Annotated in this window: 13 protein-coding genes, 1 tRNA gene and 1 pseudogene; 13 read left to right on the plus strand and 2 right to left on the minus strand. The window is 54.6% G+C overall.

Annotation, left to right across the window (positions count from 1 at the left end; all coding sequences use genetic code 11):
- Nucleotides 1–380 precede the first annotated feature (380 nt).
- A tRNA-Thr gene (locus tag TX82_RS02290) sits at nucleotides 381–453 on the plus strand.
- Here the strand turns inward: TX82_RS02290 and TX82_RS15595 are convergent.
- Both TX82_RS15595 and TX82_RS02295 read right to left on the minus strand, forming a co-directional pair.
- Nucleotides 445–1,050: an ImmA/IrrE family metallo-endopeptidase gene (locus TX82_RS15595; protein WP_005006393.1), complete on the minus strand. Its 606-nt coding sequence runs from the start codon at nucleotides 1,048–1,050 to the stop codon at nucleotides 445–447. The genes TX82_RS02290 and TX82_RS15595 overlap by 9 nt on opposite strands.
- 22 nt (nucleotides 1,051–1,072) lie before the next feature.
- Nucleotides 1,073–1,411, minus strand: coding sequence for a helix-turn-helix domain-containing protein (locus tag TX82_RS02295; protein WP_005006394.1), 339 nt, complete (start codon nucleotides 1,409–1,411; stop codon nucleotides 1,073–1,075).
- A gap of 379 nt (nucleotides 1,412–1,790) precedes the next feature.
- On the opposite strand from TX82_RS02295, the gene TX82_RS02300 reads away from it, so the two are divergent.
- The 12 genes and pseudogenes from TX82_RS02300 to TX82_RS02355 all read left to right on the plus strand — a co-directional run bounded on the left by TX82_RS02300 (nucleotide 1,791) and on the right by TX82_RS02355 (nucleotide 12,968).
- Nucleotides 1,791–2,090 carry a helix-turn-helix transcriptional regulator gene (locus TX82_RS02300; protein WP_005006395.1) on the plus strand — a complete coding sequence of 100 codons (300 nt, stop codon included), beginning with the start codon at nucleotides 1,791–1,793 and terminating at the stop codon, nucleotides 2,088–2,090.
- A 174-nt stretch (nucleotides 2,091–2,264) separates the two neighbouring features.
- Nucleotides 2,265–5,170 (plus strand): annotated as a pseudogene (locus TX82_RS02305) (DUF2309 domain-containing protein).
- Between the two features lie 134 nt (nucleotides 5,171–5,304).
- Nucleotides 5,305–5,811 carry a Na+/H+ antiporter subunit E gene (locus TX82_RS02310; protein ID WP_005006396.1) on the plus strand — a complete coding sequence of 169 codons (507 nt, stop codon included), beginning with the start codon at nucleotides 5,305–5,307 and terminating at the stop codon, nucleotides 5,809–5,811.
- Nucleotides 5,808–6,074, plus strand: a complete 267-nt coding sequence (locus TX82_RS02315) for an MrpF/PhaF family protein (protein WP_005006397.1) — start codon at nucleotides 5,808–5,810, stop codon at nucleotides 6,072–6,074. The genes TX82_RS02310 and TX82_RS02315 overlap by 4 nt, the downstream gene beginning before the upstream one ends.
- A gap of 1 nt (nucleotide 6,075) precedes the next feature.
- Nucleotides 6,076–6,375 (plus strand): monovalent cation/H(+) antiporter subunit G, encoded by a 300-nt coding sequence (mnhG, locus tag TX82_RS02320; protein ID WP_005006398.1) that lies wholly within the window; start codon nucleotides 6,076–6,078, stop codon nucleotides 6,373–6,375.
- On the plus strand, nucleotides 6,372–6,902 hold the full coding sequence (locus TX82_RS02325; protein ID WP_005006400.1) for a DUF4040 domain-containing protein: 531 nt from the start codon (nucleotides 6,372–6,374) through the stop codon (nucleotides 6,900–6,902). Before mnhG ends, TX82_RS02325 begins: the two co-directional genes overlap by 4 nt.
- On the plus strand, nucleotides 6,899–7,351 hold the full coding sequence (locus TX82_RS02330) for an MnhB domain-containing protein (RefSeq protein ID WP_005006401.1): 453 nt from the start codon (nucleotides 6,899–6,901) through the stop codon (nucleotides 7,349–7,351). Before TX82_RS02325 ends, TX82_RS02330 begins: the two co-directional genes overlap by 4 nt.
- Nucleotides 7,344–7,721, plus strand: coding sequence for a cation:proton antiporter subunit C (locus tag TX82_RS02335; protein ID WP_005006402.1), 378 nt, complete (start codon nucleotides 7,344–7,346; stop codon nucleotides 7,719–7,721). The genes TX82_RS02330 and TX82_RS02335 overlap by 8 nt, the downstream gene beginning before the upstream one ends.
- Nucleotides 7,718–9,187, plus strand: coding sequence for a complex I subunit 5 family protein (locus tag TX82_RS02340; protein ID WP_005006404.1), 1,470 nt, complete (start codon nucleotides 7,718–7,720; stop codon nucleotides 9,185–9,187). Before TX82_RS02335 ends, TX82_RS02340 begins: the two co-directional genes overlap by 4 nt.
- A 9-nt stretch (nucleotides 9,188–9,196) precedes the next feature.
- Nucleotides 9,197–10,381, plus strand: a complete 1,185-nt coding sequence (locus TX82_RS02345; RefSeq protein WP_052338176.1) for an NADH-quinone oxidoreductase subunit 5 family protein — start codon at nucleotides 9,197–9,199, stop codon at nucleotides 10,379–10,381.
- On the plus strand, nucleotides 10,342–11,379 hold the full coding sequence (locus TX82_RS02350) for a proton-conducting transporter membrane subunit (RefSeq protein ID WP_042250361.1): 1,038 nt from the start codon (nucleotides 10,342–10,344) through the stop codon (nucleotides 11,377–11,379). The genes TX82_RS02345 and TX82_RS02350 overlap by 40 nt, the downstream gene beginning before the upstream one ends.
- 116 nt (nucleotides 11,380–11,495) lie before the next feature.
- The gene (locus TX82_RS02355) at nucleotides 11,496–12,968 is read left to right on the plus strand and encodes a complex I subunit 4 family protein (protein ID WP_005006405.1); all 1,473 of its coding nucleotides are present in this window, start codon (nucleotides 11,496–11,498) and stop codon (nucleotides 12,966–12,968) included.
- Nucleotides 12,969–12,970 lie beyond the last annotated feature (2 nt).

The following is a 12,970-nucleotide window of genomic DNA, read 5'->3' on the forward strand; positions in this document are numbered from 1 at the left end:
ACTGGAAATACGCGCGCACGTTGCCGCGCAGGGTGCTGTCGCGGAAGAACGCGGGGAGGTCGGCGTCCGCGGCGCGGACGGGGTGCGGTGCCGCGAGGGCCAGGGCGAACGCGAGTGCCAAAATCGTTAATTGTCGCGGGAGTTGAGTCCTCATGCGGGTCAGCGCGGAGCAGGGAGCAATCGGAACCGAAAAAAATGCGCCTCAGCATACGGCATTGCGGTGCGGGGCGCAAGGTCGTGCGGGCGCGGGGGACACCCCGGTTTGGGTGCGCGGGGCGCGGAGGCGCGGACGGGGCTTTAAAATTTCGCAGGTTGAGATATACTTAGCGGGGAACCTGCAGGTGGGGGTTTCCAGTCTTTCCTGAAAACCAGCCTTTTATGCCGGTGTAGCTCAGTTGGTAGAGCAACTGATTTGTAATCAGTGGGTCGGGGGTTCGAGTCCTCTCACCGGCTTTTGATTTCTAACCAATTGGAAATTCTGTTGGATGCTGTTTCTTCAGAAACCTCAAATATGTTTGAAATTCCTTTTGCCAAATAAGGAGCCAACAATTCGTCGGCTGGTAAAGACCCGTGTTTGGAAAACTCGGGGTTTTTACTCAAATCATCTTTTGCCCTTTCGAATTCTTTTGCGAGGTGTTTGGTAGGTAGCAGCAAAAATGCCGCAAACATATTTGCTTGCGTTTCCAGCCAGTCCCTTTGACGATCATTTAGTACAAATTCTTTCCATTCCTCAAGGCTTCCAAAATGTTCCTGTTGCACAAAATCCTTGTGCAAAACAAAGTGGCCGATTTCATGAGCCAAGGTAAAACGCGCTCTTCTCTCCCTTTCGGAAAATTGTTTCCCGTCGATGTAAATTTCCTTAAAGTCCCTAGTTGAAAAGGCATCGATTCCAGTTTTTATTAAATCGGGGGAGGGAATAATGCGAATGTCCAATTTAATTTCCACAATATCATCAATGGGTACTGGTATCGTATTTTCAAGACGAAGACCCTCAACAAATTCCAGCGCCTTCTTCTCAATCACGGGGGGAGGAAGAAATACTATCGGCATCAGGCTTTTCTAATAATCTCTATCAAGGTTTCAATTTTTTTTCATCCAGCCCTTTGTTATTCAGTGTCCGAAGAAACATAGGCAGTTTCTCCAGCAAAGCCTCATCTCTTATATGTTCAATTCCAAAAGTTTTATTTGAAACATGGGCTAAATCCATAAACTTGATGTAACTTTCTGATCCCTTTTTTAAACCCAAGGCTTTGGCATAAAACTGCAACTTCTCCTCCGACTTTGGAGCCTGCAACTTCCCTCTCTCCAAACGAGAAATGTTCCCAGGATCCTCTTCGAGAATTTCTGCAAACCTTCTTAAGGTAAAACCCTTCTTAATTCTAAGCTCATGAAAAAATTCCCCAAAGTGCATGGTCAACCTCCTTTTCCATCCCTCCTGTGTTGTAATTATATTACAACACCGCTTACTGTCCGTCAAGGCTTAATCAAATACGAGGCGATCCCCATCTGACCCTCCCACCCTCCAACCGAGCCCCCCATATTCAATTTTTCATTAAAAAGCGCAACCCGTTCTATTATTTGAGGGTGGCGAACTGCGGGGTGGGTTTGGGGAACGGGCCGGCCAAGAGTGGCGGGGAGTGGGGATGAATTTGTGCCCGCAAGCTATTTAATTTGGTTGACCTATGAAATGAATTTCAGGTATCGTATTTCATGTATTCTGATATCGGGATATTTCGATTCCTGAAACCGCAGGCTGGGCTCCAGGGAAATGCCAGGGGCCGTACAGGGTCGTGGTGGAAGATGACAGCAAAATAACCGCTCCGTCGTGGACGTTTCTGACCAACCATGCACACGTCCTGTTGTGCCTGGCCAAGAACCCGTCCGAACGGATACGGGACATCGCGGTGGAGGTGGGCATCACCGAACGCGCCGTGCAACGCATCATCGGCGAGCTGGAAGCGGACGGCTACCTGAAGCACCACCGGGACGGAAGGAGGAACGTATACCAGGTTTTCAGTCACAAGCCGCTTCGGCACGCCATCGAAAAACACCGCGAGGTGCACGACCTGATCCGGCTCATCAATAAATAACGGAACGCAAAGTGTGATCCCCGCAGGGGACGAACTTGACGAGGCTGAATCAATGGACCGCTCTCTATGAGTACGATTTCAGTGCAGTCCCTTTCCCAGGAAATCCGCGACCAGGTGCGGCAGGTGGTGCTGAACGCCAGCGAGCCGATCGCGCCGTTCTGGCCCATGCGGACGATGGTGGCGCAGAACCCGCTGCACGGACTGGAATACCTGCCGTTCGACGAAGCGGTGCGCAAGGGCAAGGACCTGCTGGGCGGCAATGGCTACCTCGCCAACGACGAGTACCGCCAGTTTTACCGCAACGGGCGCATCACCCGGCAAAGCTTCGAGCACGCGTTCTCCCGCGCCGGGCCCCGCGCCGACGGGCGGGTTCCTTTAGAAATAGGAAGCCGGGCGGTGGCGCCGGAAGAGGTCTGGCAACTGCACCTGCTTTACGGCTTCGAGGCGTTGCCGCCGCCGCTTCTGGACTGGCAGTTGAGCGGAGGCGGGGCCACCCGGCAATTCCGGGCCTACCTTCCCGAAGCCACCCGCAAACGCATCCTTGAAAAACACTACACTGAAAACGCGCCCGGCACCCATCCGGAAGCCACCTACCTGACGCAGTTATGGGAAAGCGTCACCGCCGCCCTCGAGTTATCCGATTCTTCTACCGCATCCCCAATCTCCGACCCAGACACACAATCACAGACATCCGTATCGATTTCCCTGCCGCCGCAACGCACCCTGGGCGACTGGGTGGACCGCCTGAGCGCGGGCGAGGTGGTCGAGGAAGTCAACAACCAGCTCATCAAGTGGGTGGCGGCGTTTCTCGATGAAGGGTTGTCCGGCTGGCCCATGCCCGGCCGCGAAAAAGGGTTCTACCACGCATGGAGGGAGCTGGCGCCGGAAGATTTTTCGGCACGGCTGATCGGCATCAAGGACTTTTCCAAAAAGGTTCGCGGTCTCCCGGAAGCGGCGGAGGACGCCATCATTCACAGCCTGCACCGGCTCAAAATTCCCGAAGCGCAATGGAAGGATTATCTCACGCGGCAACTGTCGCTGCTGCCGGGATGGACACGCTACATCCGGTGGCTCGGCGAACACCCGACGTACCACGCGCAACAGAAACATCCGATTGACACCACGCAATACCTCGCGGTGCGGTTGTTCTATGAAGCGGAGCTGGTGCACAACCAATGCCGGCAGGAATGGGGCATCGATGCCACGGTTCCCGCGCTGACCGCCTACTGGCAGGAACACGCCGAAGAGTACCGCGAGCGGATGGGCCACGATCCACACACCGCCGATCCGATCAAAGAGGCGACATGCCGGGACGCGTGGCGGTTGTTCCACCTGGCGCAGTTTCTGGAGTTGACGCCGGAAGACGTGCGCGGCCTTTCCCCTGCCGATGCCCAGACGCTGTTGCAGTGGCTGGACGACTTTCCTTCGGACCGGCACGGGCGGGTGTGGATCGAGGCGTACGAAGATTCTTTTCGCCGGAACATACTGGGAAAAATCGCAAAGCACCGCGGCACCGTGGCGGAGGTGGAAACGCGTCCGCATGCGCAACTGGTCTTTTGCATCGACGTGCGCTCGGAATCGTTCCGCCGCCACATCGAGGCCACGGGCCCTTACGAAACGTTCGGGTTCGCGGGTTTTTTTGGCATTCCCATCAATCACCAGCCTTTCGATTGCGACCAGCGCGCGTCCCTGTGCCCGGTGCTGTTGACTCCCAACCATGCGGTGATGGAAACGGCCCGGCCGGGGGAAGGCGCGGCGTTGGAAACATATGCTTCCAATACCCGCTGGGGCTGGCTGGGTCACCATTTTTTTCATGACATGAAGCACCATCCCATCGGGTCGATGATGGTGATCGATGCTTTGGGATTCTTTTTCAGCCTGGGGCTGGTGGGCAAGACCCTGCTTCGAAAATCGTTTCGCACCCTGACCTCGGTTATCCGGAAGGGACTGACGTACCGGGTTCCCACGCGCGTCGCGATATCCGCGCCGACCGATCCCCAAACCCCGCGGGACGGAGAAGTGACTGGAGACGGGATCCCGGACGGGCTGGCCGCGGGGTTTTCCCTTACCGAGCGGGCGACGTTCATCGAAAACGGGTTGCGCGCCATGGGGCTGACCCGGAACTTCGCGCGGCTGGTTTGTCTTTGCGGACATGGAAGCGAGACGGACAACAATCCCTATTACGGGGCGCTGGATTGCGGGGCCTGCGGCGGAAAGCCGGGCGATGCCAACGCGCGCGTGTTCGCGGCGATGGCGAACGAGCCGGAAGTCCGGCGCATCTTAAAGGAAAAGGGATTGCCGATCCCGGATGACACGTGGTTCCTGCCGGGCAAACACAACACGACGACGGACCGTGTCGAGTTTTACGACCTGGAGGAATTGCCCGGTTCGCACCGGGACGACCTGCGGGCGTTGCAGGAAGATCTCGAAAAAGCGGGCGCGATGCAGGCGCTGGAGCGGTGCCGCCGCATTCCCAGTGCGCCGACGGACATTTCCCCGGAGCAGGCGTTTGATCATGTGGACGCGCGCAGTTGCGACTGGGCGAATCCCCGGCCGGAATGGGGCTGGCGGGCAATGGGGCGTTCATCATTGCAAGGCGCAAGCGGACCAAAGGACTGGACCTGGGCGGGCGGGCTTTCCTGCATTCTTACGATCCGGTTGCGGACCCGCAGGGCGCCATCCTGGAAAAGATCATGACCGCGCCGTTGATTGTCGGCGAGTGGATCAACACCGGCTACTATTTTTCCGCGGTGGATCCCTGGAAGCATGGAAGCGGCAGCAAGGTGCTGCACAATGTCGTCGGCGGTGTGGGGATCATGCTGGGAAGCCAGAGCGATTTGCAGATGGGGTTCCCATTGCAAACCGTCAACAACGGTGACGCTCATTACCACGAACCGATGCGGCTTCTGGCCATCATCGAGCAGGCGCCGGACGTGATTTCATCGATCATTCAAAAACACGCGATCCTTCAGCAGCTGCTTCACAATCAATGGCTGAACCTTGTGGCCATGGATCCGAACACGCAGGAGTTTCACCGGTACAACCCGGATGCGACGTGGGAGGCGATACACGATCTCTGATTCGACATCAATTGAAGACAAGCTCATGGACTTTGACAACAACGCAGACGATTCATTCCAAATCTACGGTTGGTTCTTTATAAGATGAAGCGAACACACTGACACCCGGCGGGCAACGCGCATCGGATACCTTTATGTCATCTCGACTCAGGCCCATATCATTCGGATTCCTGTTCTTCAAATCCCTGGCCCTGTTTGTGTTCTGGGTTATGTTGTCCGCCAGCTTCGAATGGGTTCATCTTGGATTGGGCCTGGTCCTTTCCGTCGCCGTAGCCTGGGTGAACGCGGGCCACTCCTCCTTTGTTCCGAAATTCCGGATATGGCCACGAATCCTCCTGTACCTTCCGTGGCTGTTTTACAAGATCATTCAAAGCAGTCTTCATTTGTCAAAGCTCATTTTGCACCCCTCGCTTCCCATTTCACCTCAATTGATTCAGGTGGAATCGAAACTGCGTCACCACGGCGCGGTGGTGCTTCTGGGTAACTCCATCACGTTGACCCCCGGAACCATTACCGTGGAAGTGGACCGCAACAACCTCATTGTTCACGCGATGGACGGTGTTTTGGCCGAAGACATTCAAAGCAAGCAGATCGAATCGAAAATTGCAGATATTTTCAAGGACGAAGATCCGGACTTATGACAACGTTTCTTTTCAGTGTTCTGGTGGTGCTGGCGGTGCTCATTGGCGCGTATCTGTACCGCGTTCTGCAGGGCCCCACCATTTTTGACCGTGTGCTGGGCCTCAATGGCATTTCCACCAAGGCGATCATCCTGCTCATTGTCATCGGGATGTATCTCGAACGGGTCGATATGTTCATCGACATCTCGACCGGGTATGCCCTGCTGAATCTGGTCGGTGCGCTGGCCGTGGCCAAATACCTGGAGCAAAGGGGGCTCCCGTAGCATGGACATCTTTTCCGTCGTTTTCATCGTAGCGGGATTATTTTTCCTGGTCGTTGCCGCAATCGGCGTGATCCGGTTGCCCGACGTGTTCAGTCGTTCACACGCCGTATCGCTGACCGATTCCCTGGGCGCGTTTCTGGTGCTGATCGGCATCGCTTTTCACGAGGGGCCGGACAAGAATTCGCTGAAAATCCTGGTCGTGCTGGCCCTGCTTTATATTCAGAATCCGGTCATCGCCCATGCCACGGTCCGCGCGGCTCTCAGGTCCGGCTTGAAACCCTGGAAAAAGGAGAGTTCATGATCTTTTCATATGAAATCATATTACTCATTCTTCTGATTGCGACGGCCGCCGGCGCCATCCTGGTCAAGGATTTGATGAGTGCCGTCCTTCTTCTGGGCTCGTACAGTTTTTTCCTGTCGCTGGTATGGGGATTGCTCGGAGCGGTGGACGTCGCCTTCGTGGAAGCCGTCGTGGGGGCGGGTCTGGCCACGGTTCTCTTTCTACTGACCCTGTTCGGCACGGCGCCCAAAGACACCCGGCTTCGCCGCCCTCCCCCTTCTTTAACCACGTTGATTGTTTTTCCTCTCCTGGGAATTCTTCTGCTTTACGGCGCGATTGACCTGCCTCAATTCAGGAACCCGAATTCTCCGGCGAGTGTTCATATTTCTCCGACGTACATCGAGCAGAGCTATCAGGAAACTCACACCCCGAATGTTGTGACCGCGGTGCTGATGGACTATCGATCGCTCGATACGATGATCGAAACCGTTGTGATTTTTGCGGCGGGCATTGCCTGCGCTTTACTGCTTAGGAGACATGCAAAATGATACAGCCACACGACAGCATTATCGTGCAGACCCTGGGGCGTTTTCTCATTCCCGTGGTTCAGATTTTCGGCTTGTATGTGTTGTTCTTTGGACAATACGGTCCGGGGGGTGGTTTTGTAGGCGGGGTGATTCTGGGCACGGGGATGATCCTGTCGGTTCTGATTTTTGGTCACGACGCTTCCCGGAGTGAATTTACCAAAAAGATCCTGCATGGCGATGGGGTGGGAATGTTGCTATACGCCGGGGTGGGCGGTTTGTGCATGATTGGTGGCGGGGAATTCCTCAATTACGCGAACCTGGAAATCCCGGGTCTGGAAACCGCCGCCCGCAGGTCGCTGGGTATCGTGCTCACGCAAATCGGCGTGGCGATCGATGTTGCGGTGACTGCCGTTTCCATTGTGTTCAGCCTGTCAGCGGAAGAGATCATCGAGGACTCCATCAATGTTTGACGCATTGCTGGCCGTATTCCAGCGGCCCAATTTTTTGACGTTTGTCATCATTTTCCTGTGGGGCTTTTTCATCATGATCACGCGGTACAACCTCATCAAGAAACTGATCGGGATGTACCTGGTGCAGACCAGCGTGATTTTTTTTCTGGTGTCCATCAGTGCGAAGACGGGCGCGACGGCTCCGGTTCTCCTGTCGGTCACGGAGCCGGTGCAGGCGGTCGATTACGTGAACCCGCTGCCTCATGTTTTGACATTGACGGCCATTGTGGTTGGCGTGGCGATCCAGGGAGTGGGATTGGCCCTGTGCGCGGCGATTTATAGAAAATATGGAAGTCTGGATGAAGAAAAAATCCTTGAGAAACTAGAATGAGCCAACAACTTCCAGCAATTCTGTTTCTTCTCCCCTTGTTTGCGGCCATTTCCATGCCGGTGGTTTGCCTGAAGCACCGTCATTGGAGCTGGTTCATTTCCATATCCGTTTTGGCGGCCATGGTGCCCATCTCCATCTTGAATCTGCATAACGTCGTCCATCATGGGGAAATCCGGTATATGTTCAGTGGATGGACGGCGCCCCTCGGCATTGAGTGGGTGGCGGACGGGCTGGCAAGTGTTCTTCTGGTGCTGTTGAGTGTGCTGGGTTTGCTGGGTGTGTTGTTTACCGGATCCACCTCCCCACAAGCCCTGGGCGGTCGAATCGTTCATTATTACACGATGATTCTACTTCTGATCTCCTCCCTGACCGGCATTGTTTTCGCCGGGGATCTGTTCAATATTTTCGTGTTTCTGGAAGTCGCTTCCATCTCCAGTTACGCACTTGTGGGCGTGGCCGGGGGAAGGGCGCTGTTTGCCTCCTTCCGCTATCTTATATTGGGCACCCTGGGCGGTTCTCTTTATCTTTTGGGAGTGGGTTATTTCTATGCGTTGAGCGGCACGCTGAACATGGCGGACATGGCCGACCGGCTTTCGCTTTTGCTCAGCTCGAAAGCCTTGGTGAGTGGACTGCTCTTTATGTTCATTGGCCTGGGGATCAAGATGGCCCTGGTCCCATTTCATTCCTGGATGCCCGAGGCCTACACCTACGCGCCCGAGTCCATAACTCCCATCCTGGCTCCACTCGTTACCAAGGTCGCGTTGCTGGTGTGGATCCGAATCATTTATTGGGTTTTGAATGCATCCGTTGTTGTTAATACCATCCCGATTTTAATGCTGGTCGCGGTGGTCGGGGCCCTGGCGGCGGTCATAGGTGCCAGCCTCGCCCTGGCACAGCGGGACCTCAAAATGATGTTCGCGTATGGCGGGATTTCACACATCGGCATCATTCTCATTGGCATTGGCCAGGGCAACGAAACCGGGTTTGCCGGAGGGGTTTTTTATTTAATGAACGATGCCGTTATGCAGGCCGCCCTGTTTTTTTTAGCGGGCGTGGCGTTTTGCCTTTACGGGGTCAAAACCATCGACGACCTGGGGCGGATTGGAAAACAAACTCCATGGCTCACCGGCTCCCTGATCATTATAGCCATGGGTATGATTGGCCTGCCGCCGACCGGTGGATTTTTTGGAAAATGGTACATCATTCTGGGAGCCTTGGAAGCGGGAGATTATGTTTCCGTCGCCGCGGTACTGCTCTCCACACTTTTGACACTTGCCTATTTCGTCAAACTGTTTGAACGCATTTTCCACCAGTCTTCAACCCGATTGGAAATCCAGTCTAAAGAAGTTCCCATCTCGTTCAAACTGAGTTTGGGATTCACGTCCGCGGCTATCCTGATTCTGGGTTTGTTCAGCGCACCCATCGTTCAGCTTCTGCTGAACGAGGCTCTACCACCGCGTCTTTGAGGGGATAAAATGAAATTTTTTGTTCTCATTCCTTTGCTTCCCCTCCTGGCTTCTCTCATTCTCCTGCTTGGAGGACGCCGTTGGGGCGAGACCAGCCACCGGATCGCGATTCCCGCCATCGCCATTTCCTTCGGGTTGTCCGTAGCCGCTTTCATTGAAGTGATGCGTAATGGACCCTTCACCCTTTCTCTATACCGTCTTTTCCAATCCGGTTCCCTTACCATTGACCTGAATTTGTTCGTCGACCAACTGACGGTTCTGCTTTTGCTCCTGGTCACGGGGGTGAGCACGATTGTCCATGTGTATTCCTCCCGGTACATGATAGGAGATTCCCGCTACAACCGTTTTTTCGCCGTCATTGCGTTGTTTACTTTTTCCATGATTTTGCTGGTCATGAGCGGCAACCTCCTGATGCTTCTGGTTAGCTGGGAAGTGATGGGGATCTGTTCCTATTTACTGATTTCCCACGCCGCAGAACGGCCTTCCTCCTGCCGGGCCGCCACCAAAGCGTTTCTCGTCAATGCCGTCGCCGATGTCGGGTTCAGCTTTGGCGTCATTCTCACCTTTTTTACTTTTGGCACGCTCGATATCCAGACCATTCTTGCCCAGGCGGACGGCATGCAGGACCATACCATCAATATACTGGGGTGGATGGGTTTGGACCTGCACATCCATACTGTGACCGTCATCCCCTTCTTCCTTTTTATGGGGGCGATGGGAAAATCGGCGCAATTTCCATTTCATGTATGGTTGCCCTTTGCGATGGAGGCTCCGACCCCGGTATCGGCGCTCATTCATGCGGCCACCATGGTGAATGCCGGTCCTTTTCTGCTGGTTCGGTTGAGTCCGTTGATCGTTCTCTCCCCGTTTGCCATGGCATTCATCGCCATCATTGGTATTGCTACTGCGGTCTTTGCGGGAATCGTATCCCTGACCCAGTCGGACATCAAGAAGATCCTGGCTTATTCCACGATCAGCCAGATCGGGTTCATGGTGATGGCGTGTGGTCTGGGCGCGTTCGCGGTTGCGATTTTCCATCTCCTCGCCCATGGGTGTTACAAGGCGTTCTTTTTCTTTCCACCGGAAATGCATTGCGGTCGGTGGAGCAACACCTTGAGCACGGCGCACACGAACATGCTGCTCCAAAGGAGGGAATGGGAACCTTGTATGGCGGGGCCTTGCTGTTGGCGTTGATCCCGCCGTTCGTGCTGTTTTCCGGATCGTATGAAAACCTGTGGGGAGTCGGCGGGTTTGCTTCCGCTGCGATCGGGTTCAAAGTCATTGGCCTGATCACGGTGTTTGTGGCCTCCCAATATATTTTAAAAGCGGTCACCTCGCTTTTTGCTCACGGGCCACGAACTCACAGACCCGCTTCAGGTCCGGATAGCCGGGAGACACAATCCGTTCGGCCCCGGTTTTTAAACGGTCCCGTTTTAGCCGGTTTTATCCTGGCTGCGGCAGTCGGCGGCGGGTTGCTGGTTCTGACCTGGAGCTGGTTCGCCGGCTTTCTTGCTCCGGCTTTGACCTCCCCCGCAACCTTGCCAGGAAAAGGTGCCGTGGAACAGGGCTTTCCCTCCTGGCTTGTGGTTTCTCTTGCCGTAGCGGTGGCGGGGTGGGCCTATGCCTATTCAAACCAGGTGCGAAATGCGCATCAGGCCTCCAAAGCAAATGCAAGAACACGTCGATGGTATGTCCTTTTTTGGAACAAAGGGTATTTTGATGAAATCTACGACGCTTACCTGGTAAAGCCGACCATCCGGCTGGCGCACTGGTTATGGCGGATGATCGACATGAAGGTTATAGACCAGTTCATCCATTCCATCGCGACATTTTCCGTGTATTTCGCCAGGCTGCTGTGGCGAATCGTCGACATGCGGGTGATCGATCAATTCGTCCATTCCATCGCAACCTATTCCGTAAAGTTTGCCAGGTTGTTGTGGCAGATTGTTGATATGAGGATCATTGATCGCTTCATTCATTTTATCGCGAATTATTCTGTGGGATTCGCCAGGTTGCTGTGGCGCATCGTTGATATGCGCATGCTGGATCAAAAAGTGGGACAGGCCGCAGGACAAGTCAATAACGCGGGTCAGATACTGCAGGAAATGGAATCCCGCACCATCCAGCGGCAATTACTGGTAATGATATTCTGGTTGGGGGCCATGACAGGCCTGCTGTTTTTCCTGGTTTGATGAGTTCCCGGTTTGTATCCCTGCAACAGAAAAGGGACCCGGTTGCAAAAGGCTTCAGACATTTCCCTGTGCGAACTTGAAAGGCCACAGGCTTACTTTTTCCTGAGGTTTCTTAAATGGCCATATTGATGGATCATCTGATCAGCTGGATGGTTGCCATTCCATTTCTGGGAATTGCCATTCTGGGATTCATCCGTGATGAAGATTGGATTCGACGGATTGCCCTGGGCGTCACAGTGACTGAGTTTCTCCTGTCGTTGATACTCTGGAAGCACTTTGATTTCACCCAGAAGAACATGCAATTCGTGGAACGCATGGAATGGATGCCCACGTTCAATATCCAGTATGCGGTGGGCGTCGACGGCATCAGCATGGTTCTGGTGATGCTCACCGCCCTGCTCTGCCCGCTCTGTGTCCTTTGCTCGTGGACGGGAATCACAACCCGGGTACGCGCCTACCTCTCGCTGATCCTGCTGGTGGAAGGCGCCATGATTGTGGTCTTCACCGCCCTCGACCTGTTCCTGTTTTTCATGTTGTGGGAACTCACCATGATTCCCATGTACTTCATGATCATCCTGTGGGGAGGACCAAACCGCATCGCCGCCGGACTCAAATTCGTTTTGTACAGCCTGACCGGAAGCCTGCTGCTCCTGGTGGGGATCCTGGGCCTTTACCTGAACGGCGGCCATACTTACGACTTGCTGGTGTTGGCGGAACAAACGTATTCCTCCAACACACAGTTCTGGCTGTTCCTGGCATTTTTTCTGGCCTTTGCCATAAAAATGCCGATGGTTCCCTTTCATACGTGGCTTCCGGACGCACATTCCGAAGCGCCAACAGCGGGCAGTGTGATTCTTGCCGGAGTTCTGCTGAAAATGGGCGGATACGGGTTTCTGCGATTTTGTCTTCCGATGTTCCCGGAAGCATCAGCCAACTTCGCGCCTTTTATTTTATGGCTGTCCGTCATCGCAATTATTTATGGCGGGTACATGGCCCTTGCGCAGTCGGACCTCAAAAAGCTCGTGGCCTACTCTTCCGTTTCCCACATGGGATTTGTGACTCTCGGAATTTTTGTGTTCAACAGCCAGGGAATTCAGGGGGCGGTCCTGCAGATGTTCAATCACGGAATCACCACTGCTGCTTTGTTCATAGCGGTCGGCCAATTGTACGACCGGACTCACAGCCGGGCGATTTCCGATTACGGCGGCCTGCACAAAACCATGCCGCGATTTGTGGCCTTGTTCTTCCTGTTTTCAGTCGCCGCCTTTGGCCTGCCCGGCACCTGCAACTTCATTGGGGAGTTTTTGGTATTGGTAGGAACATCCTATGTCAGCTTTGCCATGGTCTTCATTTCCATCGGAGGTATTCTTCTGGCCGCTTCCTACATGCTGTGGATGCTGCAACGGGTGGCGCTGGGAGATCCCTCGACCGAAGCCGCCAAAGCCCTCCCGGATTTGTCGAACCGGGAACTGGCCACGCTGATTCCGTTGGCCATCCTCGTGTTGGGGATTGGGTTGTACCCTTCCCCATTGATGGAGATGATGGATGCGAGCGTGATTCACCTCATTCAACAAACCACAAAGCCGTAGCT

The organism is Nitrospina gracilis 3/211, assembly GCF_000341545.2.
GTDB lineage: Bacteria > Nitrospinota > Nitrospinia > Nitrospinales > Nitrospinaceae > Nitrospina > Nitrospina gracilis.

Coding starts and splice junctions, on each gene's coding strand:
- TX82_RS15595 (WP_005006393.1), bottom strand. CDS start 1,050: ATGCCGATAGTATTTCTTCCTCCCCCCGTGATTGAGAAGAAGGCGCTG.
- TX82_RS02295 (WP_005006394.1), bottom strand. CDS start 1,411: ATGCACTTTGGGGAATTTTTTCATGAGCTTAGAATTAAGAAGGGTTTT.
- TX82_RS02310 (WP_005006396.1), top strand. CDS start 5,305: ATGTCATCTCGACTCAGGCCCATATCATTCGGATTCCTGTTCTTCAAA.
- TX82_RS02315 (WP_005006397.1), top strand. CDS start 5,808: ATGACAACGTTTCTTTTCAGTGTTCTGGTGGTGCTGGCGGTGCTCATT.
- mnhG (WP_005006398.1), top strand. CDS start 6,076: ATGGACATCTTTTCCGTCGTTTTCATCGTAGCGGGATTATTTTTCCTG.
- TX82_RS02325 (WP_005006400.1), top strand. CDS start 6,372: ATGATCTTTTCATATGAAATCATATTACTCATTCTTCTGATTGCGACG.
- TX82_RS02330 (WP_005006401.1), top strand. CDS start 6,899: ATGATACAGCCACACGACAGCATTATCGTGCAGACCCTGGGGCGTTTT.
- TX82_RS02335 (WP_005006402.1), top strand. CDS start 7,344: ATGTTTGACGCATTGCTGGCCGTATTCCAGCGGCCCAATTTTTTGACG.
- TX82_RS02340 (WP_005006404.1), top strand. CDS start 7,718: ATGAGCCAACAACTTCCAGCAATTCTGTTTCTTCTCCCCTTGTTTGCG.
- TX82_RS02345 (WP_052338176.1), top strand. CDS start 9,197: ATGAAATTTTTTGTTCTCATTCCTTTGCTTCCCCTCCTGGCTTCTCTC.
- TX82_RS02350 (WP_042250361.1), top strand. CDS start 10,342: ATGGGAACCTTGTATGGCGGGGCCTTGCTGTTGGCGTTGATCCCGCCG.
- TX82_RS02355 (WP_005006405.1), top strand. CDS start 11,496: ATGGCCATATTGATGGATCATCTGATCAGCTGGATGGTTGCCATTCCA.